Raw genomic sequence first — 24,978 nt, 5'->3', positions numbered from 1 at the left:
GGGGTGATCTCCCCCCGGCTTCCCCCTCAGGGGGTATGGCGGGGCCGGGTCTTGCCGGGCCATCATGGCCCCGCCCATCGCCGCCACGGCCGGCCGCGGGCAAGGATCAGACCGGATCAAGCCTCGGGAGGGCTCATGTGGATTTCACCGTTCTGGTATGAAAAGCTGCCCATGCTCTATGCCGGCGCCGGTCTGGCCAGCGCCGCCCTGCTGGGCACGCCGGGGCTGCCCAGCGCCGCGCTGTTCCTCGGCGCGGCGATGCTGATCGGCTGGTGGCGCCACGACTTCAGGCGCGAATAGCGCAGGCTTAGGCTAGACGGAACACCTTGACCAGGGCGCTCAGGCGCTCGGCCTGCTGGCTCAGGCTCTGCGCCGCGGCCGTGCTCTGCTCGACCAGCGCGGCGTTCTGCTGCGTCACCTCGTCGAGCTGACCGACGGCCAGGCTGACCTGCTGGATGCCGCCGCTCTGCTCGCTGGTGGCGGTGGAGATCTCGCTGATCAGGTGCGAGACGCGCTGCACCTGCCCCACCAGCTCGCCCATGGTCTGGCCGGCCTGCTGCACCTGGCGCGCGCCGTCCTCGACCTTCTCGACGTTCTCGGCGATCAGGCCCTTGATCTCGCGCGCGGCCTGCGCGCTGCGCTGCGCCAGGCTGCGCACCTCGGAGGCCACGACCGCGAAGCCGCGCCCCTGCTCGCCGGCGCGCGCCGCCTCGACCGCCGCGTTCAGCGCCAGGATATTGGTCTGGAAGGCGATGCCGTCGATCACCGCGGTGATGTCGGCGATCTTGTTGCTCTGCGCGCTGATCGCCTGCATGGTGCTGACCACCTGGCCCACCGCGCTGCCACCCTGGCTGGCGACGCCGCTGGCCGCGCTGGCCAGCTGGGTCGCCTGGCGGGCGGATTCGGCGTTGTGCTGCACGGTCGAGGTCAGCTGGTCCATCGAGGAGGCGGTCTCCTGCAGGCTGCTGGCCTGATGCTCGGTGCGGCTGGACAGGTCCTGGTTGCCGACCGCGATCTCGCTGGAGGCCAGCGCGATGCTTTGCGCCGCCTCGTTGACATCGGCCACCAGCGCGCGCAGCGCGTCGCGGGTGCGCTGCAGCGCGGCCATCATGCTGCTGTCGTCGCCCTGCTGCACCGGCACCGCGGCCAGCAGGTCGCCGGCGGCGACGCGCTCCAGCACCTGGCGTGCGGTGGCCGGGTCGCCGCCCAGCTCGCGCTGCACATGGCGGCGCAGCGCCACCAGGGCCAGCAGGCCGACCACCACACTAAGGCCCACCAGGCCCAGCACGACCCAGCGCGCCGATGCCATCGCCGCCGCGGCCTGCACCCGCGCGGCCTCCTTGTCGGCGCCGCTGAGCTTCTTCAGCTCCAGCAGCTCGGCGCGCAGCTCGCGCCAGGCCGGCGTTTCCTGCTTGTTCAGCAGCGCGGCGGCGGCCGGCGCATCCTGCTGGGACAGCTCGCGCACCCGCTGCTGCACCTCGGCCAGCCGGCCGCGCATCGCGGCCATCGCCTGCAGCTTGGCGCCCTGCTCCGCGCTGGCCGCGGCGCGCGCCTGGGTCTCGGCCTTCTCGTAGGCCTTGGCCGCGCCGTCCAGGTTCTCGTAGGCGCGCTTGTTGGCCGGGTCCAGCACGATGTTGCGCAGCGCCTGGCCCATCTGCAGGCCCTGGGCATACATCTCGTTGACCTCGGTGGCCAGCGCGTCCTGCTGCTCGAAATAGGCGGCCAGGCGCCGCTCCATCGTGTGGGTGCCGACGCTCACCGTGACACCCAGCACCAGGGTCAGCGCGGCGGGCACGGCCATCGCCAGGGTCAAACGCTGCATGAATCGCATATTCGCCTCCCATTCGAGTTATTCAACTCATAAGAGGTCGATGCTACGAAGCCGGCCGGCGTTCGTGGCGGCGCGGCACCCGCAAAAGCGGGCCTATGTCACAGGCCGGGCGCGATGCAGCACGCGCTGCGGGAAGGGGATGTCGATGCCCGACGCGTTGAGGCAGCGCAACACCGCGAGATTGACCGCAGATCGCACACCGCCCGCGCCGTTCTCAGGATCGGCGATCCAGAAGTTCAGGGTCAGCTCCAGGCCGTCGGCCGCGAAGTTGGACAGCTGCACGCTCGGGCCTGGCTCGGCCAGCACCCGCGGCACCGCGCCGACGACCTCGGTCAGGCGCGGCATCAGCGCCTCCAGATCGGTGCCATAGGCGACCTGCACCACGGTGCTGAGCGCCACGCGCGGATCTGCCAGCGAGCTGTTCTCGACCCGCTGCGTGATCAGCATCTCGTTGGGCACCACCGCCTCGCGGCCGTTCAGCGCGCGGATCACCGTGTAGCGGGTCTTGATGTCGCTGATGCGGCCCTCGAAGTTGTCGACCTTGACCATGTCGCCGATGCGCAGCGAGCGCTCGGCCAGGATCACGAAGCCCGACACATAGTTGGCCGCCAGCTTCTGCAGGCCGAAGCCGATGCCCACGCCCAGGGCGCCGCCCAGCACGCCCAGCGCGGTCAGGTCGATGCCGGCGGCCGACAGCGCGAACAGCAGACCGACGAAGAGCAGCAGCGCGCGCGTGATGTTGGCGCCGATCTTGCGCATCGACAGGTCGCTGGTGACATTGCGCAGCAGCCGCGCCTCGATCACCGCCGACAGCCACAGGGCCAGCACCAGCACCAGCACCGCGGTCAGCCCGCCCTCCAGCAGCGCGCGCAGCGACATCTGGGTCGCGCCCATCTTCCAGCGCACCTCCTCCAGCTCCTGCATCAGCAGCGGCAGCAGGCCGGCGATCCACAGGATCGAGCCGCCCCAGGCCAGCCAGGACACGCTGCGCTCCACCAGCCGCACCCAGCCCGATTCCGGCAGCGCCGCGCGCAGCACCCGCGCGGTCAGCCGGATCGCCAGCAGCGACACCAGCACCGGCACCGCCAGCTTGAACAGCGCCGGCGTCACGCCCAGGCTCGGCAGCAGGCGGCGCGCGCCGAAGGCCAGCAGCAGGGCCAGCACGGGGAACAGCACGCCGTCCACCACGTGGCGGCCGAACAGCACCGACTGCGGGCCGGGCTGGCCGGACAGGTGCGACTTCAGGCGCCAGACGATCAGCCAGGCCAGGCCCAGGCAGGCCAGCAGCAGGCCCAGCTCGGTCAGCGCGGCGGGTTTCAGCAGGGCTGCGCCCAGCGCCTGCAGTTCGTCAAAGGTCAAGGTCTCATTCATGCCCCGCATTGTCGCGGCCCCGACTTGGCCGCGAGGCTCGCGCTTTGCGCTATCGTCCGGCGGTCCAGCCGCCACCTGCCCGCACGCCATGACCTCGATGTCCTTGACCCGCCGCCTGCTGACCGCCCTGCTGCTCGGCTCGGCCCTGGGCGCGGCCAGCGCCCAGTCCCTGCCCGAGCTGGTGGCCCGGGCCAAGCCCTCGGTGCTGCTGGTCGGCAGCTACGGGCTGATGGACAGCCCGCGCTTCAATTTCCGCGGCACCGGCTTCGTCATCGGCGACGGCAACCTGGCCGTCACCGGCTCCCATGTGCTGCCGCCCGCGCCGCCGCCCGGCACCGAGCGGCGCCTGGCCCTGCAGATCCTGGGCGCCGACAAGCAGTGGAGCCTGCGCGGCGCCACCGTGCTGGCCAACGACCCGGCGCATGACGTGGCCCTGCTGCGCTTCGACGGCCCGCCGGCGCCGGCGCTGAAGCTGGGCGGCGAGCAGGCGCCGCCCGAGGGCAGCGACATCGCGCTGATCGGCTTCCCGATCGGCGGGCTGCTGGGTTTCTCGCATGTGACGCACCGCGGCATCCTGGCCGCGCTGACCGCGATCACCCTGCCGACGCCCAACGCCCAGACCCTGAACCCGCGCGCCATCCTGCAGCTGCGCCAGGGCGCCTTCGAGGTGCTGCAGCTGGACGTGATCAGCTATCCCGGCAACAGCGGCGGCCCGGTGCTGGACATCGCCAGCGGCGAGGTGATCGGCGTGATGAGCCTGGCCCTGATCAAGGGCACGCGCGAATCCGCGCTCAGCGCCCCGACCGGCATCAGCTACGCGATCCCCAGCCGCCATGTGCGGGCGCTGCTGGCCGAGGCCGGCCTGGGCAGCAAGCCCTGACCCCGCGGGCTACAGCCCCGCCAGCGCCCGCAGGTGCACGCCGACGCTGCGCGCCAGCGCGCCCAGGTGGTAGCCGCCCTCCAGGCAGGAGACGATGCGGCCCTTGGCATGGCGCCTGGCCACATCCATGACGCGCAGGGTGATCCACTCGTAGTCGGCCTCGGTCAGGCCGAGCTGGCCGAGGTCGTCGTCGCGGTGCGCGTCGAAGCCGGCCGAGATGAAGATCATCTCGGGGCGGAACTCTTCCAGCGCCGGCATCCACATCGCCTCGATCATCTCCCGCACCTCGCCGCCCTTGGTATAGGCCGGCACCGGCAGGTTGATCATGTTCTCGCCCTTGGGCACGGCGCCGCTGTAGGGATAGAGTGGGTGCTGGAAGATGCCGACCATCAGCACCCGCTCGTCGCCGGCCAGGATGTCCTCGGTGCCGTTGCCATGGTGCACGTCGAAATCGACCACCGCGACCCGCCGCAGCCCGCGCCGGTCCAGCGCGTGGCGCGCCGCGATCGCGACATTGTTGAAGAAGCAGAAGCCCATCGCCTGGTCGCGCGTCGCATGGTGGCCGGGCGGGCGCACCGAGCAGAAGGCGTTCTCCACCTGGCCGTCCAGCACCAGATCGGTGGCCTGCACCGCGGCGCCGGCGGCACGCAGGGTGGCCGACCAGGTGTAGGGATTGGCGATCGTGTCCGGGTCCAGCGCGCGCGATTCGCCGGTGGCGGCCAGCGATTCCAGCAGGTCGCGCAGATGGGCCACATGATGATGGCTGTGCGCCCGCTCGACCGCCGCCAGATCGACGCTCGCGGCGTCGTAGCGCTGCAGCGCCACATCGAGCCCGGTGCCGATCAGCCAGTCCTCGATCGCGGCCAGGCGCTGCGGGCATTCCGGGTGGCCCGCACCCATCTCGTGGCGCTGGCAGTCGGGGTGGCTGATGAAGGCTGTGGACATGGCTTTAATGCAAGGACTGCCGCCCGGTGTTTTGAGTTATGGTCGCCCGCATGACGCAGACCGAAGCCGCATCCCAGGCGGGCCATCTGGCCCGGCAACTCGACGCGCTGCAGCGCCAGATTAGCACGATCATCAAGGGCAAACCGGCGCAGATCCTGGACTGCGTGGCCTGCCTGATCGCCGGCGGCCACCTGCTGATCGAGGACCTGCCCGGCGTCGGCAAGACCACCCTGGCCCATACCCTGTCGGTCTGCCTGGGTCTGCGTTTCTCGCGCGTGCAGTTCACCTCGGACCTGATGCCCTCCGACCTGCTGGGCGTCAGCGTCTATGAGCGCGAGCAGGGCCGTTTCGCCTTCCATCCCGGTCCGGTATTCGCCCAGGTGCTGCTGGCCGACGAAATCAACCGCGCCGGTCCCAAGACCCAGAGCGCGCTGCTGGAGGCGATGGAGGAGCAGCAGGTCAGCGTCGACGGCCAGACCCATGCCCTGCCCCTGCCCTTCTTCGTGATCGCGACCCAGAACCCCAGCGAGCAGCTGGGCACCTACCCGCTGCCCGAATCGCAGCTGGACCGCTTCCTGATGCGCATCTCGCTGGGCTACCCGGACGAGCGCGCCGAGCGCGAGCTGCTGATGGGCGAGGACAGCCGCGACGCGATCAAGGCGCTGCGCCCGGTGATGACGCCCGCCGAGCTGCTGGCCGCCCAGGCCGCGGTGCGCCGGGTGCATGCCGCGCCGCCGCTGCTGGACTATCTGCAGGCCTTGCTGGCCGCGACCCGCTCCGGCCAATGGTTCATCGACGGTCTGAGCCCGCGCGCCGGCCTGGGCGTGCTGCGCGCCGCCCGCGCCCGCGCGCTGCTGGACCAGCGCGACTATGTCTCGCCCGACGATATGCAGGCCATCCTGCCCCAGACCATCGCGCACCGCCTGCGCCCCAAGGCCGGCGCCGGCCGCGGCGCGCGCGAGCAGGTGCGCGCGATGATCGAGGCAGTCCCTTTGCCATGAGCCTGCGCCAACGCTGGCGAGCCTGGTGGCAGGCGCGCCATCCCGAGAGCGACACGCACCGGATGGTCCAGCGCAATATCTACATCCTGCCCAGCCGGCCGGGCCTGTTCTTCTGCGCCACCCTGGCCGTGCTGCTGCTGGCCTCGATCAACGACCAGCTGAGCCTGGGCTATCTGCTGACCTTCCTCTTGGCCGGCGCCGGCTTCGCGTCGATGCATGCGACCCATGCCAATCTGCGCGGCCTGAGCCTGGACCTGAAGGCGCCGGCCCCCGGCTTCGCCGGCGAGGAGCTGCGCCTGGAGGTGCGGCTGCACAACAGCGGGCGCGCCCGCTTCGGCATCGGCATCCGGGTCGGCGCCGGCGAGCCGGCCTGGGTCGACGTGCCGGCCCGCGGTCATGCGCAGTTGAACCTGGCCTGCCCGGCGCCGCGCCGCGGCCTGCAGGGCCTGCCGCCGCTGCGCATCGAGACGCGCTTCCCGCTGGGCCTGTTCGGCGCCTGGAGCATCTGGCGCCCGGCCGCGCGCGCCTGGGTCTATCCGCGCCCCGAGGCGCCCTGCCCGCCGCTGCCGGCCCAGGGCGCCAGCGCCGGCGACGGCAGCCTGGGCGCCGGCCTGCTGGTGCGCGGTGAGGATTTCGAGGGCGTGCGGCCCTATCGCCATGGCGACTCGCCCAAGCAGGTGCTGTGGAAGAAGGCGGCCGGCAGCGGCGCCGAGGGCCAGTTGTTGGTGCGCGAGACCCTGGCCCCGGCCAGCCGGCGGCGCTGGCTGGGCCTGGCCGACACCGCCGGGCTGGACTGGGAGGCGCGGCTGTCGCGCCTGGCCGCCTGGGTGCTGGAGGCCGAGCGCCGCGGCGATCCCTGGGGCCTGAGCCTGCTGCCTGGGCAAGACCTGGCCCCGGACCTGGGCTCGCAGCAGCAGCAGGCAGCGCTGGAACTGCTGGCCGCGGCGCCGGCACAGGCGCCGCGATGAGCGCCGGCACCGCCCAGCCCTGGCGCCAGCGCCTGGCGCATCTGCCGCGCGACACGCGCGACACCTTGTTCCTGCTCGGGGCGATCGCCGCCACCGTGCTGCCGCATATCGACCATGTGCCGAGCTGGTGCAGCGCGCTGACCGGGCTGATCCTGTTCTGGCGCGGCCTGCTGGCCTGGCAGGGCCGGCCGCTGCCGGGGCGCTGGCCGCTGCTGCTGCTGATCGCCACCACCGCCGGCCTGACCCTGCTGACGCACCGCACCCTGCTGGGCCGCGAACCGGGCATCACGATGCTGGTGATGCTGATGGCGATGAAGACGCTGGAGCTGCGCGCGCGGCGCGATGCCTTCGTGGTGTTCTTCCTCGGCTTCTTCCTGGTGCTGACCCAGTACCTCTACTCGCAGTCGCTGCTGACCGGGCTGTGGACCCTGATCAGCGTCTGGGCCCTGATGAGCGCGCTGGTGCTGGCGCAGATGCCGGTCGGCCAGCCCAGCCTGAGGCTGGCCGCGGCCCAGGCCCTGCGCACCACCGCGATGGGCCTGCCGCTGATGGTGCTGCTGTTCGTGCTGTTCCCGCGCATCGCGCCGCTGTGGGGCGTGCCGGCCGACGCGGTCGGCAAGACCGGCCTGTCCAATGAGATGCAGTTCGGCGCGATGAGCGAGATCGCCAACGACGACAGCATCGCGATGCGGCTGCGCTTCGAGGGCCCGCCACCGCCGCCGCAGGCCCTGTACTTCCGCGGCCCGGTGCTGAGCCGCTTCGACGGCCGCAGCTGGCGCGCGCAGAACCCCAACGCCAACCCCTTCGGCGCGCGCGGCGCGGCCCCACGCACGCGCGGCCCGGCGTTGCGCTACGAGCTGACCCTGGAGCCGCTGCGCCTGTCGGTGCTGCCGCTGCTGGAATCCGGCCCGGAGGCGCCCGGCACGCGCATCGAGGTGCAGGGCCTGCCGCTGTGGCGCTCGGCCGAGCTGCAATGGCTGTCGCCGCGGCCGATCACCGAGCGGCTGCGCGTCGAGGCCAGCGCCCATCTGGACTACGACAGCGGCCCGCTGCAGATGACGCCCGGCCTCACACCCTATCTGGAGCTGCCGCCGGGGCTGAACCCGCGTACCGCGGCCTGGGCCGCGGCGCTCAAGCGCGAGCGCCTGCAAGACCTGGCCCCGGCCGACTTCGGCCCGGCCGCGATCCGTGCGGTGCTGGACCATATCCGCAGTGCCGAGTTCCTCTACACCCTGGCGCCGGGCCGCTATGGCGAGAGTTCGCCGCACCTGATCGACGAGTTCTGGCTGGACCGGCGGCTGGGCTTTTGCGAGCATTTCTCGGCCGGCTTTGTCGTCGTGATGCGCCAGCTGGGCCTGCCGGCGCGCATCGTCACCGGCTTCCAGGGCGCGGACCGCGAGCTGCAGGACGGCTATCTGGTGGTGCGCAATGCCCAGGCCCATGCCTGGGCCGAGGTCTGGATCGAGGGCCGCGGCTGGCGGCGCGTCGACCCCACGGCCGCGGTGGCGCCGGAGCGGGTCGAGGCCGGCCGCACCCTGCAGCCGGTGCCGGGCGCGCTGGCCGGCGCGATGGGCCAGTGGAGCCCCGCCCTGCTGCAGGGCCTGCAGAGCCTGCGGCGCGGCTGGGAGTCGCTCAACAACCGCTGGCAGCAATATGTGCTGAACTATTCGCGCCAGGACCAGTTCGACCTGCTGAAGAGCCTGGGCTGGAGCGCGCCCGACTGGCAGGCGCTGGGCCAGCTGGCCGCCGGCCTGATCGCCGCGATCGCTGCGGCCGGCGCCGGCTGGGCCGCCTGGCAGGCGCGCCCGCATGACGGCTGGAGCCGGCTGCGCGCCGCGCTGCTGCGCGAGCTGCAGCGCCTGGACGTACCGGCGCGCGCACACCAGGGGCCGCGGCTCTGGGCCCAGTTGCTGCGCGAGCGCCATGGCGCCGCGGCCGAGCCGCTGGCGCGGCAGCTGCTGGCGCTGGAACGTGCGCGCTATGGTGCCGCCGCCACTGATGCGAAACAAGAACCCGCCGGCTGGCGCGCGCGCCGGCGCTGGCTGCAGGAATTCCGTGCCGCAGGCCGTATGCTGCGCAACCAGATCCCGAAGACTTCCGCGCCCTGATGCTGTTCCCCCACCTCCGCTCCCTGACCATCCTGCTGCTGAGCCTCGGCCTGCTGGCCGCGCCCGCGGTGCAGGCCGATCCGAAGAAGAACCACAAGGCCACCAAGCGGGCGCCGCCGCCGCGGGCCCTGACCCCCGTCGCGCCGGCCTATGGCGAGCGCGAGGACCTGATGCGCTTCGCCGACGAGCTGGCCGCGCAGGAGGGCTGGGAGGCCGCGCCGCTGCGCGCGCTGCTGGCCCAGGCCAGGCGCCAGGCCACGGTGCAGCGCCTGATCATGCCGGCGCCGGCCGGCACCGCGAAGGACTGGGGCGCCTACCGCGCCCGCTTCGTCGAGCCGCGCCGCATCCAGGCCGGCCTGGCCTTCTGGAGCGCCAACGAGGAGACGCTGGCGCGCGCCCAGACGCGTTTCGGCGTGCCGGCCGAGCTGATCGCGGGGCTGATCGGCGTCGAGACCTTCTACGGCCAGATCATGGGCGGCTTCTCGGTGCTGGATGCGCTGAGCACCCTGGCCTTCGACTTCCCGCCCGGCCGCAAGGACCGCAGCGCCTTCTTCCGCGAGGAGCTGGTCGAGTTTCTGAAGCTGTGCCGCCGCGAGGGGCTGGACCCGCTGGCGGTCAAGGGCTCCTATGCCGGCGCGATGGGCTGGCCGCAGTTCATGCCCGGCAGCTGGAACCGCCACGCGATCGACTTCGACGGCGACGGCCATGTCGATCTGGTCAAGAGCCCGGCCGATGCGATCGGCTCGGTGGCCAACTACCTGGCGCGCCATGGCTGGCAGCCGGGCCTGCCGACCCATTACAACGTGGCCGCGCCGGTCGAGACATCGGAGCGCGCGCGCCTGCTGGCGCCCGACATCCTGCCCAGCTTCAGCGCCCAGCAGTTCGCCGAGGCCGGCGCGGAACTGAGCGAGGCCGGCCGCGAGCACCCGGGCCCGCTGGCCCTGGTCGAGCTGCAGATGGGCGACGCTGCGCCGGTCTATGTGGCCGGCACCAGCAACTTCTACGCGCTGACCCGCTACAACTGGTCCAGCTACTACGCGATGGCGGTGATCGAGCTGGGCCGCACCCTGCGCGGCTACCGCGACGCCGCCACCTCCTCCACCACGCCGCCCGCTCAGAAGCCCTGATCCGGCTCCGGCGGCCCGGCCGGGCCGTCCAGATCCGGCGCGGGGCGGTCTCGCCAGTAGCGTCGCCGCTGTTCGCGCTCGCAGGCCGCCGCGCGCGTGTCGCTGCGCCAATGCAGCGCACCGCAGGCGACCGACTGCAGCACCGGCACGCCGGCCGCCTGATAGCGCGCCAGCACCGCCGGCGCCGGATGGCCGAAGCGATTGCGGTAGCCGGCCTGCACAAAGACCAGTCGCGGCGCGGCCGCCGCCAGCAGCGGGGCGCTGGACGAGGTCTTGCTGCCATGGTGCGGCGCCATCAGCAGGTCCACCGGCGGCGGGGCCAGGTCTTGCTCCTGCGCCGCCTCGATGTCGCCGGTCAGCAGCGCGCCGGCGCCGTCCGCCGCGCGTACCAGCAGCACGCAGGACAGCGCGTTCGGCTTGCTCGTGCCGCGCCGCGCCAGGTCCGCCGCCCGGGGATGCAGGATCTCGAAGGCCACGCCGTCCCAGACCCAGCGCTGGCCGCGCTCGCAGGTGCTAGCGGGCGTGGCGCCGGCCAGCAGCGCATGGCCCGGCTCCAGCGAGCTGAGCAGGCCGCGCACCGGCAGCCCGGCCAGCAGCGCCGCCGCGCCGCCCACATGGTCCTGGTCACGGTGGCTCAGCAGCAGCAGGTCCAGCTCGCGCTGCCCCAGCGCGCGCAGCAGCGGCAGCAGAACGCGCTGGCCGGCGTCCGAGACCGGCGTGTACTGCGGCCCGGCGTCGTACAGCAGCGCATGCCGGCGCGTGCGCAGCAGCACCGCGCTGCCCTGCCCCACATCGGCCGCCAGCAGCTCGAACTGCCCCGGCGCCGGCCGCGGCAGCGCCGGCCACAGCAGCGGTACCAGCAGCGGCGCGGCCAGCAGCCGCAGCCGCCAGGGCAAGGGCAGCACCAGCAGCACCGCACCGAGCAGGCCCGCAGCCTGCGCCCACAGCGGCGCCACCGCGACGCTCCAGACCGCGCTCGGCAGCGCCGCCAGCGCGCGCAGATAGGCCAGCAGCCCCTGCAGCAGCCAGGCCGCCAGGCTCCAGAGCTCCGGCAGCAGCGCGCCGGCCAGGGCCAGCGGCGTGATCAGCAGGCTCACCAGCGGGATCGCCAGCAGATTGGCCGCCAGCCCGACCAGCGACAGCTGCTGGAAGAACACCAGGGTCAGCGGCGCCAGCCCCAGGGTCGCGATCCACTGGCTGCGCAGCGCGGCGCCGAGCCGCGGCCAGAATCCCCGGCCCGCATCGCCGCCGGCCATCAACAGCGCCACCGCCGCGAAGGACAGCCAAAAGCCCGGCTGGCACAGCGCCCAGGGATCGAGCAGCAGCACCGCACCGGCGCTGGCCAGCAGCGCCAGCGGCCAGGGCCAGGCCAGCCCCGCCTGGCGCAGCAGGGCCAGCGCCAGCAGCATCCAGACGGTGCGCTGCGCCGGCACGCTGAATCCGGAGAACAGCGCATACAGCAGCGCCGCCGCGACGCCGGCCCAGCGCGCCGCCAGCGGCGCCGGCAGCCACAGGCAAGACCCGGCCCCGAACCGCCACAGCCGCCCGACCAGCAGGCCCGCGCCCCAGGCGAACATCGTGATGTGCACGCCGCTGATCGCCATCAGATGGCTGGTGCCGGTGTCGCGGAACAGGTTCCAGTCGGCCCGGGTGATCGCGGTCTGCTCGCCCAGGCTCAGCGCCACCAGCACCCCGGCCAGACCCGGATCATCGATGCGCTGGCGGATCGCGCGGCGCAGTTGCTGGCGCCAGCGGTCGATCAGGCCGTTCCAGCCGCGCGCTTCTTCAAGCCTGGTCCAGCGACGCAGCTGGCCGGTGGCGCGCAGGTCCTGTTCGAACAGCCACAGCTCGTAGTCGAAGCCATGCGGATTGGCCTGCCCATGCGGGCGGCGCAGCGTGGCCAGCACCCGCCAGCGTTCGCCCGGCACCCATTCCGGCAAGACCTGACCCGCCTGCGCATAGGCGCTCAGCAGCAGGCGCGCCGGCATCGGCGGCCGCGCGCCCTCCGGGTTCTGCGGATCCACCACCTGCTCGAGCGCGAAGGCAAAGCGCCAGCCCGGCGCGCCGCCCTGGCCCAGCAGCGGCTGCGGCAGCGCATCGACACGGCCGGTCAGCCATAGCTCGCGCCCCTCCCAGGCCGGCGGCAGGGCCTCGGCCAGCCGCAGCTGGGCGCGCCAGGCGGCCCAGCCGAAACCCAGCAGGGCCGCGGCCAGCAGCCAGGGCAGCCACACGAAACGCTCTTGCATGCGGCGCGCCAGCCCGCACAGGATCAAGGCCGCCAACAGGCATAGCAGCGGCACGCGGGCCGACGGCAGCTCCGGCAACTGCTGCAGCACTGCGATGCCGGCCATCGCGGCCAGCATCGACACAACGAGCATGGGCGGGCGCGGCGTGGCGGCCATGCGGGGCTCCTCCCTGGAGACGCGCGACAAGCCCCGGTTCTAACCCCTTTCGGCCCGGCCGGATAGCCCGCGCCGCCGGCGCCTCACGACGCGGCGAGGCCGCGGCTCAGGCAGTCGATGAAGGCGCGCAGCTTGGGCGAGGGCTCGCGGCTGGCGGGCCAGAGCACCCACAGCGCGCCGCGGTGCTCGCCGCCATCGTCCAGGATGGTCAGCAGCCGGCCGCTGCGCAGATGCGGCGCCACGATGAAGTCGGGCAGGCAGGCGATGCCCTGGCCCTGCAGCGCCAGATGGATGCGCATCTCCACGCTGTTGCAGACCAGGCTGCGCGGCAGCTCGGCGAACAGGCCGCGGGCCTCCACCGGCAGCGGCCAGGGCTCCAGCCGGCCGGTGCTGGGAAAACGGTAATGCAGGCAGGCATGCTCCCGCAGGTCCTCGGCACGCCGGGGCCGGCCATGGGCCGCGAAGTAGGCCGGGGCTCCGACCAGCACGCGGCGGAAGCTGCCGAGGCGGCGGCGCTTCAGGTCCGAATCGGCCAGCACGCCGGCGCGCACCGCGGCGTCGAAGCCATCGCCGATCACGTCCACCAGCCGGTCCGAGAAATCCAGATCCAGCTCCACCGCCGGATAGCGCCGCATGAAGTCTGCGATCACCGGTTCGAACAGGCCGCTGTGCCGCGGCAGGCTGACCCGCAGGCGCCCCTGCGGCGCCTCGCTGGCCTGCGTCATCTCCAGCTCGGCCGCCTCCAGCTCGCCGAGGATGCGGCGGCAGCGCTCGAGGAACTTCTCGCCCTCGGCCGTCAGGGCCAGGGTGCGCGTGCTGCGATGGAACAGCCGCACGCCCAGGCGTGCCTCCAGGCGCGCCACCGCCTTGCCCACCGCCGACGGCGACAGACCCAGCTCGCGCGCGACGGGCGAGAAGCCGAGGCGCTCGGCCACGCGCACGAACAGGCCGATGCTGCCCAGCCGGTCCGTCGTCATCGCGCTATCCCGCTTGAGAATTTTCTTCCGAGGTGCTGATCCCTCGCGCCGGTTTTTCTTTGCATGGCCCGACTCTAAGCTGGGCGCCCAGAACCTCAGAAGAACCATGTCCGACCATCGCCCCGCCCGAACCCTGCGCCTGCTCCAGCTGCTGGCGACCTGCCTGACCGGCCTGCTGATACCGCTGTGCTTCACCGGCCCCGCCGTCGTCCTGCCCTCGCTCAGCCGGGAGCTGGGCGGCAGCCCGGCCCAGCTGAGCTGGGTCATGAACGCCTACATCCTCAGCTATGGCGGCGCGATGATGGTATCGGGCAGTCTGACCGACCTCTACGGGCGCCGGCGCATCTGGCTGCTCGGGCTGGCCGGCTTCGTCGCGATCACGGGGCTGATCCCGCTGGCCGGCTCCCTGCCGTGGATCGACCTGCTGCGCCTGCTGCAGGGGCTGGGCGGTGCGGCGGCCTTCGCGGCCGCCATGTCCTCGCTGGCGCCGCTGTTCGAGGCCGGGCCGGCGCGTGCGCGCGCCTTCGGCCTGCTGGGCACGAGCTTCGGTATCGGCCTGGCCTTCGGTCCGCTGGCCGCGGGCTGGCTGGTGGAGACCGCCGGCTGGCGCGGCGTCTTCCATGCCACCGCCGGGGTCGGCGCCCTCGCCTGGCTGCTGGTGCTGGTCAGCACCCGGCCGAGCCGGGAGTCGGCCCGCGGCGGCCTGGACTGGCCCGGTGCGATCAGCTTCACCTTGGCCCTGGGCCTGTTCACCTTCGGCATGCTGCGGTTGCCGGAGCGGGGCTGGAGCGATGCCTCGGTGGGCCTCGCCCTGCTGGTGTCGGCCCTGCTGTTCGCCGCCTTCGTCGCGATCGAACGCCGGGTCCGGCGCCCGATGCTGGATCTGCGCTTCTTCCGCGACCCCGGCTTTGTCGGCGTGCTGGCCCTGGCGGCCTCGCCGGCCCTGCTGTTCATCGTGCTGATCGTGATGCTGCCCGGCCGCTTCATCGGCATCGACGGCTATGGCGCGCTGCAGACCGGCCGGCTGATGAGCTGGCTGGCCGCGCCGCTGCTGCTCGTACCGCTGCTGGCCGCCGGACTGACGCGCTGGTTCAGCGCCCGGGCTCTGTGCAGTCTGGGGCTGCTCCTGGTCGCCGGCGGGCTGCTCTGGCTGGCCCAGGTCTTCACCCAGGGCGGTGGCGCGGCGCTGCGCTTCCCGCTGCTGCTGATCGGCGTCGGCATCGGCCTGCCCTGGGGCCTGATGGATGCGATGGCGGTCGAGGGCATGCCGCCGGACCGGGTCGGCATGGCGACCGGGCTCTTCAACACGGTGCGCATCTCCGCCGACGGCGTCGCGATCGCGCTGGCCGGCGCCCTGCTCGCCGGCCTGATCCATCGCGAGCTCGCCGCGGCGGCCGCTACGCCGCTACCGGACAGCGTCGTGCTGGAGGCTTCCAGCCGCGCCGCGCTGGGCGAGCTGCACGCCGCCGCCCGCCTACTGCCGGGCCAGGAGGCGCGGCTGGCGCAGAGCTATGCGGCCGCCTTCGTGACCCTGCTGCAGCTGCTGGCCGGACTGGCCGTCGCCACCGCGGGTGGCCTGCTGATGCTGCTGCGCGGACCGCGGATCGCGGTCCGACCGACCGCGGGTCAAGGGACCTAGGTCTCAGCTGCGCGCGCGGGATGGGCGGCCCGGTGGGCTCGCGACCGCCGGCACCAGGCCGCCTTCGTCCTCCCAGCGTTGCACGGCCTCGCGCTCCTCGCGGCGGCGGCGATGTGGCGAGCCCGGTGCCGCGCCGCCCTGCTTCCACCAATGCTTGACGGCGGCGGCGGCCAGCGAGGTGGCGGCGAGCCAGGCGAGTTTTCTGATGATCATGATGGGGACTCCTTCTGGGCTTGCGAAATCCGGTCTTACTGCGAAGCGGCCGACGCGGGAGCCTGAGCCGGCTCGATGCGGCGCGTCACCAGCTCCTTCAGCACCGCGCCCTCGGCCACCGAGCCGCTGACGGTGCCGCCGCCGCGCGCCATGCGCTCGCAGGCGGCGCGGTCTTCGGTCGGCACGGCCTGGCAGCGCAGCAGCGCGTTCTCGCTCAGCTGGCGGGCATCGGCGCCGCGATCCAGGCGGCCACGGCGCGCCTCGGCATAGGCCGCGCCGGCCTCCTTCAGGCAGGTCGGGCGGTCCTGCGCGCTGCGGCCGGCCAGGCAGTCGGCGCGCTCCTGCTGATACTGGCGCGCGGCCTGGCGCTGCGCCTCGCTGGAATTCGCCGCGAAGGCCAGGCCGGTCAGCAGCGCGGCGGCGGCCACGCAGCCGGCCCGGAGCATCGACGGTGAGTTGAGATGTTTCATCACAAGACTCCTGAACATCGGGTTTCGGTTTCAGGCGGCCGCGGGGCGCGGCAGCGCGCCCGGCCACTCAAGCACGGGCACCCAGCCGCCATCCACGCGAATCAGCACGCGGCAGAGCCGGCGCACCGCGCTGCCGCAACGGCTCAGGCGCACCGCGCACAACCAGGCCGCGGCCTGCAGCGCGGCAAGCGTCGGCCGGTCGCCGCGGCAGCCGCCCTGGCGGGCGATCACCAGGCCGGCCTCCTGCGTGACCGAGCCGTCGTCGAACTCGGCGCGGGCCCGCACGACGATGCTCAGCGGCGTGCTCAGCAGCAGCTCGAGCACGGCATCGGCGGACAGGCCGAGGGGGGAAACGGTGGGCTTGTCATCGAACTTGTCCATACCTTGATGCTAGGAAGCGCTCCGCGGCAGGCTTGTCGGGACTGGCCCCCGGGACCTGTAGGACAAGGCCGCATCGGTCCGAAAACACCCAGTATTTGCAAGCAAACCCGCGCGCTTGCAAGCAGACGAACGCGGTGCCGTCCTACAGCCGCCGGCGACCCGCACCGATGCCCGGCGCCCGGCCGCGGCTCCTAGAGTCGATTCATGCGCCGGCCATGCGGCCCAGTGCCGAAGACCCGTCGGTCTTTCTTCCTTCTTCAACCTCGACCAGGAGCCAGACATCATGCTCAAGTGGGCCCTCATCTTCGCGCTGATCTCCGTCGTGGCCGGCGTGCTGGGCTTCGGCGGCCTCGCGGCCGGCGCCGCCGGCATCGCCAAGTTGCTGTTCTTCGTGTTCCTGTTCGTCTTCCTGCTGTTCCTGGTGCTGGCCGCCCTGGGCGTCGGCGCCCTGCGCAAGTGACGCCGAACCGCCCAGGGCCCGACTGACCGAGACCCGTCGCGATGGCGCCGCTGCCGCATCGGACGACGCTCGGGCGCGCAGCGCTGCTGTCGACGCTCGCGCTGGCCCTGAGCGCCTGTGCCTCGTTCAAGACGATGCAGCCGCGCGCCGACCTGCCACCGCCGCCGCGCGCGGCCTCGGCCGCGACCGGCGCGGTGGCGCAGCAGCTGGAGGTGCGCAGCGCGCAGGGCCGGCGCCTGGGCCCGCAGGAGCGCGCGGCGCTGCTGCGGCGCGTCGGTGCCCAGGGCAGCGCCGCGCTGATGCAGCAGCACCTGGCCGTGATGAATGCGCTGGGGCCGGTGCAGCTGCATGCCGACAACGAGGTGCGGCTGCTGCTCGATGGGCCGGCCACCTTCGCGGCGATGTTCGAGGCGATCGAGCAGGCGCGCGAGACCGTGCTGCTGGAGAGCTACATCATCGACGACGCGCCGATCGCGCAGCAGCTGGCCGCGCTGCTCAAGCGCAAGCGTGAACAGGGCGTGCGCGTCGCGATGATCTACGACGCGCTCGGATCGCTGGGCACCGAGCGCGCCTACTTCGACGGCCTGGCCGCGGCCGGCATCGCGGTCTGCGCCTTCAACCCGGTCGGCCCGAGCCGCCGGCCCGGCTACTGGGACATCACGCACCGCGACCACCGCAAGATTCTGGTGGTGGACCGCGGGCTCGGCTTCACCGGCGGCATCAACATCAGCGCGGTCTACTCGCGCGGCTCCTTCGGCAGCAAGGGCAAACCGGCCTCGCCCGAGGCCGGCTGGCGCGACACCCAGATCCAGCTGCGCGGCGGCGCCGCGCAGGCGCTGGAACAGCTGCTGCGCGAGACCTGGGCGCAGCAGGGCTGCCCGGGCGAGCTGCCGCCGCCGGCCGTTGCCACGCCGCGCCCGGCCGGCGCGCAGCTGGTGCGCATCCTGCCGTCGACGCCGGACGATGAGTTCAACCAGATCTACGCGATGCTGCTCGGCGCGATCGATGCGGCCCGGCAGAGCGTGCATCTGACGATGGCCTACTTCGCGCCCGGCCAGGACATGATCGATGCGCTGTGCGAGGCCGCGCAGCGCGGCGTCGACGTGCAGCTGATCCTGCCCTCGCTCAGCGACTTTGCGCCGGTGCTGCATGCCGGGCGCAGCTACTACACGCGGCTGCTGGCGGCCGGGGTCGGGATCCATGAGCTGCAGGACGCGGTGCTGCACGCCAAGACCGCGGTGATCGACGGCGTGGTCTCGACCGTGGGCTCCAGCAATATGGACTGGCGCAGCTTCACCGGCAACAACGAGGTCAACGCGGTCGTGATCGGCGAGGACTTCGGCCAGCAGATGGAGCGCATGTTCCGCCAGGACCTGGCCGCCTCGCAGCCCATCACCGCCGCGGACTGGCGCCGCCGCCCGCTATGGCAGCGCGCCCGCGAGGCGCTGGCGCGGCTGTTCGAGCGCTGGTGGTAAACCGGGAACGGCCCTGGGCGCCGACGCCGCCATGCGTCGCCGTCCTACAAGGCGGCTGCCACCCGGCCGATGCCGCGCCGACAAGCCCCTTCCTAGACTGGATGTATCGGTTCCCTCCGGACCGAGACAAACCGAAACAGCACAAGGAGCCCACCATGATGTTTGCACGCCCCGTACTTGCCGCCACCATCAGCGCCCTGGCGGTGCTGACCGTCCTGCCCGGCTGCGCCGTTTCCCGCGGACAGTCCACGGTGGGCGAATACATCGACGACGCCGCCATCACCACCGCCGTCAAGGCCAGGTTCGTCGAGGCCAAGACCGTCGATGCCGCGGCGATCAAGGTCGAGACGCTCAACGGCGAGGTGATGCTGTCCGGCTTCGCCAAGAACAGCACCGAGCGCAGCGACGCCGAACGCCTGGCCCATGAGGTCAAGGGCGTCAAGAAGGTCAAGAACGAGGTCAGCGTGCGCCCCTGAGCGCGCCGACACGAAGCAAGGAGAGCCCGCCATGAACTGGGACCGCATCGAAGGCAACTGGAAACAGCTCAGCGGCACCGTGCGCGAGCAATGGGGCCGGCTCACCGACGATGACCTCGACGTCATCGCCGGCCGGCGCGAACAGCTCAGCGGCAAGCTGCAGGAACGCTATGGCATCGCCAAGGACGAGGCCGAACGCCAGCTGCTGGGCTGGGAGGACTATCTGGAGCAGCACTGGTTCCGCCCGTGAACCGGCCGTTCGCTCCAAGCATCACACCATCAGGAAGGAAAGGACCCTCACCATGATGACCACCCCCACCAAGAAGCATTCCCTGTCCCTTGCGCTCGCGATCGCCGGCAGCGCCCTGCTGCTGAGCGCCTGCGGCCGCCAGAACGAGCAGGAGCGTAGCGCCGGTGAACGCCTGGACGAGGCGATCACCAAGACCGAGCAGCGCGCCGATGCGGCCAAGGACGCGATCAAGCGCCAGGCCGAGGACGCCAAGGTCGCCACCGAGGCCGCGGCCCAGAAGGTCGAGTCCAAGGTCGAGGACGCGGAGATCACCGCCGGCGTCAATGCCGAGCTGGCCAAGGATCCGAAGCTGAGCTCGCTGCGCATCAATGTGGACACGGTCAATGGCCGCGTCGCGCTGCGCGGCACCGCCCCCGACCCGGTCTCGCGCGACCGCGCCACCCAGCTGGCGATGGCCGTCAAGGGCGTGCTGAGCGTCGACAACCAGCTGGAACTGCGCGGCTGATCGGGCCACGCGGCACAGCCAACAAAGACATGGGAGAACCACCGATGAAGAGAAGCACATCCACACCCACCTCCTCCTCACCCTTCACCCTGCCGCGCCATTGCGCCGGCCTCGCGCTGGCCATGGTGCTGGGCGCCGGGGTCGGCGCCGCCCAGGGCGCCAACTTCTCCAAGGGCGCCTATGACGCGGCCAAGGCCGACATCGAATCCGCCTACAAGACCGAGCGCGAGGTCTGCGGCGCGCTGGCCGGCAATGCCAAGGACGTCTGCGTCGAGGCCGCCAAGGGCCGCGAGAAGGTCGCCCTGGCCCAGCTGGAGTTCAACTACAGCGGCAACAGCAAGGACCGTTTCAAGCTGATGGAAACCCAGTACGAGACGCGCTACGAGCTGGCCAAGGAACGCTGCGACGACCTGTCCGGCAACAGCAAGGACGTCTGCGTGCGCGAGGCCAAGACCGCGCGCGACAAGGCCAAGGCCGATGTCAAGCAGGGCAAGCAGGTCGTGGCCGCCAACGAGGAGGCCGAACTGGCCCAGCTGAAGGCCGACTACAAGCTGGCCCGCACCCAATGCGACAGCCTGTCCGGCGACGCCAAGGACGCCTGCGTGGCCTCGGCCAAGGCTCGCTACCGCGAGAACTGGTGATCGGGCTCGGCCCGCAACGCAGAACGAAAAGCCCGCCGGCCGGCGGGCTTTTCTTTAATGATCGCGCGATGCGCCGAGTGATCGCCGGACTGCGGGTGCACGCGCTTGCTCCGTGTCCCCCGGGCCGCTGCGCGGCCCTCCTCCTTGACCTGCGCAAGCGCGCACACCCACAGCCCGGCTCTACCGGCGCAGCGCCTCTTCGACGAGAAACCCAGCCGGCCACGAGGCGCAAGCAGGAGGGCGGGCGGGCCTGATGCGGAGGTCAAGGAGAAGGCCGCGAAGCGGCCGGGGGATTGAGCCCGGACACCAGAAGTCCGGTGGACTTCTGGTGCCTGGCGAAAGCCAAGGCCGCAAGCCCTGGCAGGCAGCAGCAGGCCTGCCCGCCCTCCTGCGCATTCGGCAGGCATCGAACACTCAGCCCGCCGGCTCGGTCAGGAAGATCTCGACGCGGCGGTTCTGCGCCCGGCCGGCATCGGTGTCGTTGCTGGCGACCGGTTCGCGCGAGCCGCGGCCCTCGATGAAGAGGCGGCTCGGCGCGACGCCGCGGTTGCCCAGATAGGTGCGCACCGATTCGGCCCGCTCCAGCGACAGCGGATTGTTGATCGCATCGTTGCCGGTGCTGTCGGTATGGCCGACCACGGTCACCTGCACCTTGGGGTCGAGGTTGCGGCCGATCTCGTCGAGCACCGGGCGCATCTGCGGCTTGATGTCGGCGCGGCCGACGTCGAAGGAGAAGTCGCTCGGCACATTGAGCTTAAGGCGGTTGTCCTGGGTGCGGCCGACCTCGATGCCGGTGCCCTCGCTGGCCTTCTCCAGCGCGCGGCGCTTGTCCTCCAGATGCTTGGACCAGAGGTTGCCGGCCACCGCACCGATCGCGCCGCCGATCAGCGCGCTCTGGCCGGCCTTGCCGCCGGTGGCCGAGCCGATCACCGCGCCGGCCACGGCGCCGATGCCCGCGCCCTGGGCCGTGCCGCGTTCGCGCTCGCTCATATTGGCGCAGCCGCTGGCCAGCAGGGCCGCGGCCAGCAGACCCAGGGTGGCGACGGGGGTAGCAGTCCTCATCATGATGAAGCCTCCTTGTGGCAGAAGAAGAAAACGATGGTGCCGACCATGCTAGGCGCCGCCCCGCGGCGGCCCTGTAGGCAAGCGTAGCAGGCCGCTGTCGGCGCGCACCGACAAGCCCCGGCACGCGGTGTAGGATGCGCGCCAAAGCTCTCCGATCCAACCGAACCGAGTCCGTGCCATGAGCCAATCTCCCATCTACGATCGCCTGAACCAGCTGGGCATCACCCTGCCCCCGGTGGCCGTGCCGGTCGCCGCTTATGTGCCCTTCGTGCGCAGCGGCAATCTGGTGTTCCTGTCCGGCCATATCGCCAAGAAGGACGGCAAGCCCTGGGTCGGCCAGCTCGGCCGTGATATCGACACCGCCACCGGCAAGGCCGCCGCGCGCGCGATCGCGATCGATCTGATGGGCACCTTGCAGGCCGCCGTCGGCGACCTGGGCAAGATCACGCGCATCGTCAAGCTGATGAGCTTGGTCAACAGCACGCCGGACTTCACCGAACAGCATCTGGTGACCAACGGTGCCTCGGAGCTGTTCGCCGAGGTCTTCGGCGAGGCCGGCGCCCATGCGCGCAGCGCCTTCGGCGTGGCCCAGGTGCCGATGGGCGCCTGCGTGGAGATCGACCTGGTCGTCGAAGTGCAGGCGGAAGACTGATGTTCCTGCCCGCCTCCAAGCTGCCGGCCCGGGTGCTGGCCGGCATCGCCGTGGCCGCCTTCGCCGGCGTGAGCTTCGCGCTGATCGCCCAGCATGTCTTCGGCGTCAAGCCCTGCCCCTGGTGCGTGATGCAGCGCGGCATCTTCCTGCTGATCGGCGCGGTGGCGCTGCTCGGCTGGCTGGCGCGCGGCCTGCGGCCGCTGCGGCTGGCGAGCCTGGGCCTGATCGTGCTGCTGGCGCTGGCCGGCCTGGCCTCGGCCTATTACCAGCATGACGTGGCGGCCAAGATGGCCTCCTGCAGCATGACCGTGGCCGACAAGCTGATCACCGCCCTGAACCTGGAGGAGCTGTGGCCGCCGGTCTTCATGGTCACCGCCAGCTGCGCCGAGGCCGCGGCCTACAAGCTGCTGGGCCTGCCCTACGAGGCCTGGAGCGCGCTGCTGTATCTGCTGCTGGCCCTGGCCGCGCTGCTGGGCCTGCGCACGCGCCGCTGAAGCCAATAGAGCTGCGCGGGATCAAGGCGCGCCGCCGGCCTTGGCCTTAGGCTTGGCGACCATGTCCAGAAGCCAAGATCCCGCGAGCGCCCCTCCCCTGCTGATCGTCGGCGGCGGCCCGGTGGGCCTGTCGCTGGCCTGCCTGCTGGCCGACGCCGGCCTGCCGAGCCGCGTGCTGGAGGCCCAGCCGCTGGCCGCGCTGGCAGACCCGCCCGAGGACGGCCGCGAGATCGCGCTGACCCAGCGCGGCATCGCGATCCTGCAGCGCCTGGGCGCCTGGCAAGACCTGGCCCCCGAGGAGTGCCACCCGCTGCGCCGTGCGCGAGTCTTCAACGGTGCGCAAGCCGACTCCCTGCTGTTCGAGGCGGGCAGCGAGCTCGGCACCCTGGTGCCCAACCACGCGCTGCGCCGCGTCGCCCATGCCGGCGCACGGCGCCGCGCCGAGCTGGTCGAGCTGCGCGGCGAGGCGCGGGTCATGGCGCTGGAGCTCGGCCCGGAGGGCGCGGCCGTGACCCTGGCCGATGGCGAGCGGCTGCAGACGCCGCTGGTGGTGGCGGCGGACAGCCGCTTCTCCGCGTTGCGCCGCCTGGCCGGCATTCCCTGCGAGATGCTGGACTTCGGCCGCAGCGTGCAGCTGGCGCGCATCGAGCATGAGCGGCCGCACGAGGACCAGGCGCTGGAATGCTTCCACCATGGCCACACGATGGCCTGGCTGCCGCTGGGCGGCCGCTCGCCGCATCTGAGTTCCCTGGTGCTGACCCTGCCGGCCGACCTGGCCGAGACCCTGCGCGGCCTGGACGACGCGCGCTGGCTGGACTGGGTCCAGGCCCATGCCCAAGGCCGCCTGGGCCGGCTGCGCCTGGCGGGGCCGCGCCATCAGTACCCGCTGGTGGCTACTTATGCCCAGCGCTTCGCCAGCGGCCGTTTCGCGCTGGCCGGCGATGCCGCGGTGGGCATGCATCCGGTCACCGCCCATGGCTACAACTTCGGGCTCTATGGCGCGGCACGGCTGGCCGAGGAGCTAGGTCGCCGGGGAAATGTCGAGCAGGCCCTGGCGCGCTACGCCGAGGGCCACCGCCGCGACACCCAGCTGATCTACCGTGGCACCAATACGGTGGTGAAGCTGTTCACCGACGAGCGCGCGCCGGCCCGGTTGCTACGCCGCGGCGTGCTGGACCTGGCGCAGCGCCTGCCGCCGCTGAAGCGGCTGATCACCGCCCAGCTGACCGCGCGGCCCGCCAGCAACTAAGGCTCAGGCGGCGAAGAAGCCCAGGTCGCGCGAGCCGTAGTTGGCGATCTGCGGCAGCAGGCGCGGCAGCTCGCTGGCGCTCACGCCCATCCAGCTCGCCAGGGTGGCGGCCAGTTGGTCGACCGAGCTGGTCGGCAGCAGGCGGCCCTGGCCCACATCGTCCGGCCCGTTGATCGCGGTGACCGGGGCCTGGCCCCAGCAGCGCCCGCCCTGCACCGCGCCGCCCATCACGAAGTGATGGCTGCCCCAGCCATGGTCGGAGCCGTCGCCATTGCTGGTCAGGGTGCGGCCGAAGTCCGAGGCGGTGAAGGTGGTGACCTGGTTCGCCACACCCAGCTCCACGGTCGCGTCGTGGAAGGCGGCCAGCGCATTGCCCAGCTGGGTCAGCAAGGCCGGATGCAGGGTCGGCAGGTTGTCGTGATGATCGAAACCGCCCAGCGAGACGAAGAAGACCTGGCGCGCCACGCCCAGGCTGGTGCGCCCGGCGATCAGACGCGCCACCATCTGCAGCTGGGTGGCCAGGCTGTTGCCGGTCTCGAAGGGCGTGGCGAGCGCCGGCAGGCTGGACAGCGCGCCGGCGACGATGCTCTGCGCATTCACCGAACGCGCGACCACGCGGTTCAGCTCCTGCTCCATCCAGTGGCTGCGCTCCGCGGTGATCAGGCCGCGCAGCGCATCGGCGCAGGCCTGCGAGCCGTAGAGCGGGCGGGTCACGCCATTGATCGCGACCGCGCCGCCGCTGGAGACCTGGTACTGCACCGCCTGCTGGCCGGCCATGAAGACCGCATTGCCCGAGACATTGATGCAGGTGAAGGTGCTGTTGGCGTTGGAGCTCAGGAACTGGTCGCCCAGGCGCCCGCCCCAGCCCGAGGTGGCGCCCTCCGGATGGCTGGACTGCCAGAGGCTGGCCTGGTCGTTGTGCGAGAACAGCTTGGGCGGCAGCGGCGCGCTCTTGGCCTTGTACTGCGCCAGGGTGGTCGGCTGCATCAGCGGGCCGACGTTCAGGAGCACGCCCAGGCGCTTGGCATCGAACAGGGTCTTGAGCCGGCCCAGCTGCGGCGCCAGCGCGTACTGCCGGCCGTCGGCCAGCGGCGCCAGCGCGGTGCCCGCCAACTGATCGCGCGGCGTTGCGATCGAGGCGCGGATGCTCTGGTAGGCGGCGTGGCTCGCCGCGTCATAGGGTACGACGGTGTTGGCATAGTCGTTGCCGCCATGCAGGAACACGCAGACCAGGGCCTTGTAGTCGCCCGGCGCGGTGGCGGCGGAGGCCTCGCCGAGGGCGGCCAGATTCAGCGCCCAGGGCGCGGCGCCGCCGACCAGGGACAGGGCCGAGGCGCGGCGCAGGAATTCGCGCCGTTGCAGATCATGGAGTTGGCTGGGATGCGACATGGCGGCGAA

At 72.1% G+C, this 24,978-nt stretch carries 26 protein-coding genes; 16 read left to right on the top strand and 10 right to left on the bottom strand.

Features of this window, described 5'->3' with window-relative positions:
• Window positions 1-135 precede the first annotated feature (135 nt).
• Window positions 136-300, top strand: a complete 165-nt coding sequence (locus G8A07_RS10800) for a hypothetical protein (RefSeq protein ID WP_195797002.1) — start codon at window positions 136-138, stop codon at window positions 298-300.
• A 7-nt stretch (window positions 301-307) separates the two neighbouring features.
• On the opposite strand, the gene G8A07_RS10795 is transcribed toward G8A07_RS10800, so the two are convergent.
• Together G8A07_RS10795 and G8A07_RS10790 are read right to left on the bottom strand one after the other, a co-directional pair.
• Entirely contained in the window at window positions 308-1,822 is a 1,515-nt protein-coding gene (locus G8A07_RS10795; protein ID WP_249937299.1) for a methyl-accepting chemotaxis protein, read from the bottom strand.
• 102 nt (window positions 1,823-1,924) lie between these two features.
• A complete protein-coding gene (locus G8A07_RS10790; RefSeq protein ID WP_195797000.1) occupies window positions 1,925-3,202 on the bottom strand; it encodes a mechanosensitive ion channel family protein in 1,278 nt (425 codons plus the stop codon).
• Between the two features lie 97 nt (window positions 3,203-3,299).
• On the opposite strand from G8A07_RS10790, the gene G8A07_RS10785 reads away from it, so the two are divergent.
• Entirely contained in the window at window positions 3,300-4,082 is a 783-nt protein-coding gene (locus tag G8A07_RS10785; protein ID WP_195796999.1) for a serine protease, read from the top strand.
• 9 nt (window positions 4,083-4,091) lie between these two features.
• On the opposite strand, the gene G8A07_RS10780 is transcribed toward G8A07_RS10785, so the two are convergent.
• Window positions 4,092-5,027, bottom strand: a complete 936-nt coding sequence (locus G8A07_RS10780; RefSeq protein WP_195796998.1) for a histone deacetylase family protein — start codon at window positions 5,025-5,027, stop codon at window positions 4,092-4,094.
• 50 nt (window positions 5,028-5,077) lie between these two features.
• On the opposite strand from G8A07_RS10780, the gene G8A07_RS10775 reads away from it, so the two are divergent.
• From G8A07_RS10775 to mltB, 4 genes are read left to right on the top strand one after another with little or no spacing between them, the layout of a single operon-like run.
• Entirely contained in the window at window positions 5,078-6,028 is a 951-nt protein-coding gene (locus tag G8A07_RS10775) for a MoxR family ATPase (protein ID WP_195796997.1), read from the top strand.
• Window positions 6,025-6,996 carry a DUF58 domain-containing protein gene (locus G8A07_RS10770; protein ID WP_195796996.1) on the top strand — a complete coding sequence of 324 codons (972 nt, stop codon included), beginning with the start codon at window positions 6,025-6,027 and terminating at the stop codon, window positions 6,994-6,996. Before G8A07_RS10775 ends, G8A07_RS10770 begins: the two co-directional genes overlap by 4 nt.
• Window positions 6,993-9,104 carry a DUF3488 and DUF4129 domain-containing transglutaminase family protein gene (locus tag G8A07_RS10765; RefSeq protein ID WP_195796995.1) on the top strand — a complete coding sequence of 704 codons (2,112 nt, stop codon included), beginning with the start codon at window positions 6,993-6,995 and terminating at the stop codon, window positions 9,102-9,104. Before G8A07_RS10770 ends, G8A07_RS10765 begins: the two co-directional genes overlap by 4 nt.
• On the top strand, window positions 9,104-10,231 hold the full coding sequence (mltB, locus tag G8A07_RS10760) for a lytic murein transglycosylase B (protein ID WP_195796994.1): 1,128 nt from the start codon (window positions 9,104-9,106) through the stop codon (window positions 10,229-10,231). Before G8A07_RS10765 ends, mltB begins: the two co-directional genes overlap by 1 nt.
• On the opposite strand, the gene G8A07_RS10755 is transcribed toward mltB, so the two are convergent.
• The gene (locus tag G8A07_RS10755; RefSeq protein WP_195796993.1) at window positions 10,219-12,633 is read right to left on the bottom strand and encodes a DNA internalization-related competence protein ComEC/Rec2; all 2,415 of its coding nucleotides are present in this window, start codon (window positions 12,631-12,633) and stop codon (window positions 10,219-10,221) included. The genes mltB and G8A07_RS10755 overlap by 13 nt on opposite strands.
• 83 nt (window positions 12,634-12,716) lie before the next feature.
• Window positions 12,717-13,610, bottom strand: a complete 894-nt coding sequence (locus G8A07_RS10750; protein ID WP_195796992.1) for a LysR family transcriptional regulator — start codon at window positions 13,608-13,610, stop codon at window positions 12,717-12,719.
• A 106-nt stretch (window positions 13,611-13,716) separates the two neighbouring features.
• Here G8A07_RS10750 and G8A07_RS10745 point away from each other — a divergent pair, with 106 nt between their 5' ends.
• On the top strand, window positions 13,717-15,249 hold the full coding sequence (locus G8A07_RS10745) for an MFS transporter (protein WP_195796991.1): 1,533 nt from the start codon (window positions 13,717-13,719) through the stop codon (window positions 15,247-15,249).
• A gap of 3 nt (window positions 15,250-15,252) precedes the next feature.
• Here the strand turns inward: G8A07_RS10745 and G8A07_RS10740 are convergent, their stop codons facing one another.
• The 3 genes from G8A07_RS10740 to G8A07_RS10730 are packed head-to-tail and all read right to left on the bottom strand — an operon-like array spanning window position 15,253 to window position 16,313.
• Window positions 15,253-15,462: a hypothetical protein gene (locus tag G8A07_RS10740; RefSeq protein ID WP_195796990.1), complete on the bottom strand. Its 210-nt coding sequence runs from the start codon at window positions 15,460-15,462 to the stop codon at window positions 15,253-15,255.
• Window positions 15,463-15,497: 35 nt separating this feature from the next.
• Window positions 15,498-15,932 (bottom strand): hypothetical protein, encoded by a 435-nt coding sequence (locus G8A07_RS10735; protein ID WP_195796989.1) that lies wholly within the window; start codon window positions 15,930-15,932, stop codon window positions 15,498-15,500.
• Between the two features lie 30 nt (window positions 15,933-15,962).
• On the bottom strand, window positions 15,963-16,313 hold the full coding sequence (locus G8A07_RS10730; protein ID WP_195796988.1) for a hypothetical protein: 351 nt from the start codon (window positions 16,311-16,313) through the stop codon (window positions 15,963-15,965).
• 283 nt (window positions 16,314-16,596) lie between these two features.
• Between G8A07_RS10730 and G8A07_RS10725 the strand changes: the two genes are divergently transcribed.
• The 6 genes from G8A07_RS10725 (at window position 16,597) to G8A07_RS10700 (ending at window position 20,120) form a co-directional block, all read left to right on the top strand.
• Window positions 16,597-16,773 carry a DUF1328 family protein gene (locus tag G8A07_RS10725; RefSeq protein WP_195796987.1) on the top strand — a complete coding sequence of 59 codons (177 nt, stop codon included), beginning with the start codon at window positions 16,597-16,599 and terminating at the stop codon, window positions 16,771-16,773.
• Between the two features lie 41 nt (window positions 16,774-16,814).
• The gene (locus tag G8A07_RS10720) at window positions 16,815-18,248 is read left to right on the top strand and encodes a phosphatidylserine/phosphatidylglycerophosphate/cardiolipin synthase family protein (protein ID WP_195796986.1); all 1,434 of its coding nucleotides are present in this window, start codon (window positions 16,815-16,817) and stop codon (window positions 18,246-18,248) included.
• A 155-nt stretch (window positions 18,249-18,403) separates the two neighbouring features.
• On the top strand, window positions 18,404-18,724 hold the full coding sequence (locus G8A07_RS10715; protein ID WP_213086264.1) for a BON domain-containing protein: 321 nt from the start codon (window positions 18,404-18,406) through the stop codon (window positions 18,722-18,724).
• Window positions 18,725-18,755: 31 nt separating this feature from the next.
• Complete coding sequence (locus G8A07_RS10710) at window positions 18,756-18,974, top strand: CsbD family protein (protein WP_195796985.1); 219 nt, start codon at window positions 18,756-18,758, stop codon at window positions 18,972-18,974.
• 52 nt (window positions 18,975-19,026) lie between these two features.
• The gene (locus tag G8A07_RS10705) at window positions 19,027-19,479 is read left to right on the top strand and encodes a BON domain-containing protein (RefSeq protein ID WP_249937298.1); all 453 of its coding nucleotides are present in this window, start codon (window positions 19,027-19,029) and stop codon (window positions 19,477-19,479) included.
• A 44-nt stretch (window positions 19,480-19,523) separates the two neighbouring features.
• Window positions 19,524-20,120 carry a hypothetical protein gene (locus G8A07_RS10700; protein WP_195796984.1) on the top strand — a complete coding sequence of 199 codons (597 nt, stop codon included), beginning with the start codon at window positions 19,524-19,526 and terminating at the stop codon, window positions 20,118-20,120.
• A 414-nt stretch (window positions 20,121-20,534) separates the two neighbouring features.
• Here the strand turns inward: G8A07_RS10700 and G8A07_RS10695 are convergent, their stop codons facing one another.
• The gene (locus tag G8A07_RS10695) at window positions 20,535-21,185 is read right to left on the bottom strand and encodes an OmpA family protein (RefSeq protein ID WP_195796983.1); all 651 of its coding nucleotides are present in this window, start codon (window positions 21,183-21,185) and stop codon (window positions 20,535-20,537) included.
• Between the two features lie 178 nt (window positions 21,186-21,363).
• On the opposite strand from G8A07_RS10695, the gene G8A07_RS10690 reads away from it, so the two are divergent.
• The 3 genes from G8A07_RS10690 to ubiM all read left to right on the top strand — a co-directional run bounded on the left by G8A07_RS10690 (window position 21,364) and on the right by ubiM (window position 23,580).
• Entirely contained in the window at window positions 21,364-21,837 is a 474-nt protein-coding gene (locus tag G8A07_RS10690; RefSeq protein WP_195796982.1) for a RidA family protein, read from the top strand.
• Window positions 21,837-22,331 (top strand): disulfide bond formation protein B, encoded by a 495-nt coding sequence (locus G8A07_RS10685; protein WP_195796981.1) that lies wholly within the window; start codon window positions 21,837-21,839, stop codon window positions 22,329-22,331. Before G8A07_RS10690 ends, G8A07_RS10685 begins: the two co-directional genes overlap by 1 nt.
• Before the next feature lie 61 nt (window positions 22,332-22,392).
• Window positions 22,393-23,580, top strand: coding sequence for a 5-demethoxyubiquinol-8 5-hydroxylase UbiM (gene ubiM / locus G8A07_RS10680; protein ID WP_195796980.1), 1,188 nt, complete (start codon window positions 22,393-22,395; stop codon window positions 23,578-23,580).
• Window positions 23,581-23,583: 3 nt separating this feature from the next.
• On the opposite strand, the gene G8A07_RS10675 is transcribed toward ubiM, so the two are convergent.
• The gene (locus G8A07_RS10675) at window positions 23,584-24,969 is read right to left on the bottom strand and encodes a DUF1501 domain-containing protein (protein ID WP_195796979.1); all 1,386 of its coding nucleotides are present in this window, start codon (window positions 24,967-24,969) and stop codon (window positions 23,584-23,586) included.
• Window positions 24,970-24,978: the final 9 nt, after the last annotated feature.

The sequence above is a fragment of the Roseateles sp. DAIF2 genome (assembly GCF_015624425.1).
Taxonomy (GTDB): Bacteria; Pseudomonadota; Gammaproteobacteria; order Burkholderiales; family Burkholderiaceae_C; genus Kinneretia.
Note: the sequence above shows the minus strand (reverse complement) of the source record. Positions and strands in the feature narration are given on the sequence as shown.